At 69.5% G+C, this 2542-nt stretch carries 3 protein-coding genes; all 3 read left to right on the forward strand.

Going from position 1 to position 2542, the window contains the following annotated elements; translation table 11 throughout:
* The first annotated feature begins 105 nt into the window (after positions 1-105).
* Positions 106-1047 carry a sugar ABC transporter permease gene (locus AB0B91_RS64935; RefSeq protein WP_358342980.1) on the forward strand — a complete coding sequence of 314 codons (942 nt, stop codon included), beginning with the start codon at positions 106-108 and terminating at the stop codon, positions 1045-1047.
* A complete protein-coding gene (locus AB0B91_RS64940) occupies positions 1044-1877 on the forward strand; it encodes a carbohydrate ABC transporter permease (RefSeq protein WP_088998202.1) in 834 nt (277 codons plus the stop codon). The genes AB0B91_RS64935 and AB0B91_RS64940 overlap by 4 nt, the downstream gene beginning before the upstream one ends.
* The coding region (locus AB0B91_RS64945; RefSeq protein ID WP_358342979.1) for a family 1 glycosylhydrolase at positions 1874-2542 on the forward strand (669 nt) is incomplete at its 3' end. The genes AB0B91_RS64940 and AB0B91_RS64945, both read left to right, overlap by 4 nt.

Raw genomic sequence — 2542 nt, forward strand, 5'->3', positions numbered from 1 at the left:
GGTCCCGCCCGCACCCGGGAAAGGAGTGGTCCGGGCATGACCGTCCAGCTCGACGCGCGTCCGCCGGTCGCACCGGCGCCCCGCACCGGCCGGCGCCCGCCGGCGATGCGGTTCAGCCGCCTCGACACGAAGTACTCGCCCTACCTGTTCATCGCCCCGTTCTTCGTGCTCTTCGGGGTGTTCGGGGCGTATCCGCTGATCTACACCTTCTGGGTCTCCCTGCACGACTGGGACCTGCTCGGCAGCGACCACCCGTTCGTCGGGCTGGAGAACTACAGCCGGCTGCTGGCCGACGCCGACTTCTGGCACGCGGTCGTCAACACCCTCGGCATCTTCGTCATCTCCACCATCCCGCAGCTGCTGGCCGCGCTCTGGCTGGCCAACCTGCTCAACCGGCAGCTGCGGGCCCGCACGACGTTCCGGATGGCGGTGCTGATCCCGAACATCACCTCGACCGCCGCGGTCGCGATCGTCTTCGGGGTGCTCTTCGGTCGCGAGTTCGGCATGGTCAACTGGCTGCTCGACCTGGTCGGCATCGACGCGATCGCGTGGAAGTCGAACCGGTTCGCGTCCTGGGTGGCCATCTCCACCATGGTCGACTGGCGGTGGACCGGCTACAACGCACTGATCTTCCTGGCGGCGATGCAGGCCATCCCACGCGACCTGTACGAGTCGGCCGCGATCGACGGGGCCGGCCGGGCGCGGCAGTTCTGGTCGATCACCGTGCCGCTGCTCAAGCCGACGATCATCTTCACCGTCATCATCTCCACCATCGGCGGGCTCCAGCTCTTCACCGAGCCCCGGCTGTTCCACTCCGGGACCAACCCGATCCGGGGCGGGACGCTACGGGAGTCGCAGACCGTGACCATGTACATGTTCGAGAACGCCTTCGCGCCCCACTACAACTTCGGGTACGGCTCGGCGGTGGCGTGGCTGCTCTTCGCGCTGATCGCGGTCGTCGCGGCGATCAACGTGCTGCTCCTGCGCCGGCTCGGCGGCGCGAAGCCCCCGAAGGGGGACGCGAAGTCCAAGGAGGGAGCGCGATGACCCGACTCTGGGCCGCCAGCCGGCTCACCTACGCCGCGCTGATCGCCGCCGGGGTCCTGTCGATCTTCCCGATCTACTGGATGTTCGTGGTGGCGAGCCGCTCCAACGACGCCATGGGCCAGCTGCCGCCCCCGGTCACCCCCGGCGGCAACTTCGGCGCGAACGTGTCCCGGCTGCTCAACAACACCGACGCGTACTTCGTCGCCGGCCTGGTCAACTCGGCGATCGTGGCGACCACGGTCACGGTCTCGGTGGTCTTCTTCTCCACCCTGGCCGGGTTCGCCTTCGCCAAGCTGCGGTTCCGGGGGCGCAACGCGCTGCTCATGGTGATCATCGCGACGATGATGGTGCCCACCCAGCTCGGCGTCATCCCGCTCTACCTGCTGATGACGAAGCTGAACTGGAACGACCGGCTGCCGGCCGTGATCGTGCCGGCGCTGGTCACCGGCTTCGGGGTGTTCATGATGCGGCAGTACGCCGGCCAGGCGGTCAGCAACGAGCTGATCGAGGCGGCCCGGGTGGACGGCTGCAACACGGCGCGGATCTACTGGAACGTGGTGCTGCCGGCGCTGCGCCCGGCCGCCGCCGTACTCGGGCTGCTCACGTTCATGACGACCTGGAACGACTTCCTCTGGCCGTACGCTGTCCTCAACGACCCGGAGAACCCGACCGTGCAGCTGGCCCTGCGCACCCTGTCCGACGGGTACTACACGGACATGTCGCAGGTGTTCACGGGGACAGCCATCGCCACCCTCCCGTTGTTGCTGGTCTTCGTCCTGTTCGGCCGCCAGATCATCGGCGGCATCATGGAAGGTGCGGTCAAGGCGTGAGCACTCTGCGATTCCCCGACAACTTCGTCTGGGGGGCGGCCACCGCCGCGTACCAGATCGAGGGCGCGGCCACCGACGACGGCCGCGGCCCGTCGATCTGGGACACCTTCAGCCGTACGCCGGGCAAGGTCCACCACGGGCACACCGGCGACGTGGCCTGCGACCACTACCACCGGTACGCCGACGACGTCGCGCTGATGGCGGAGCTGGGGCTGCGGGCGTACCGCTTCTCGGTGGCCTGGCCCCGGATCCAGCCGGACGGCACCGGCCCGGTCAACCCACGCGGCCTGGACTTCTACGACCGGCTGACCGACGCGCTGCTGGCCCGGGGCATCGACCCCATCGTCACGCTCTACCACTGGGACCTGCCGCAGGCCCTCCAGGACCGGGGCGGCTGGACCAACCGGGAGACCGCCGAGCACTTCGCCACGTACGCCACGGCGGTGCACACCCGCCTCGGCGACCGGATCCCCACCTGGACCACGCTCAACGAGCCGTGGTGCTCGTCCTACCTCGGCTACGGCAACGGGGTGCACGCCCCCGGCGAGCAGGACGCGGGGGCGGCCTTCGCCGCCGTACACCATCTGCTGCTCGGGCACGGCCTGGCGGCCCGCGCGCTGCGCGCCGCCGGCGCCAAGACCGTCGGGATCACGGTCAACCCGGCC

This window comes from Nonomuraea sp. NPDC049141, assembly GCF_040648415.1.
In the GTDB taxonomy this organism is placed as follows: Bacteria; Actinomycetota; Actinomycetes; order Streptosporangiales; family Streptosporangiaceae; genus Nonomuraea.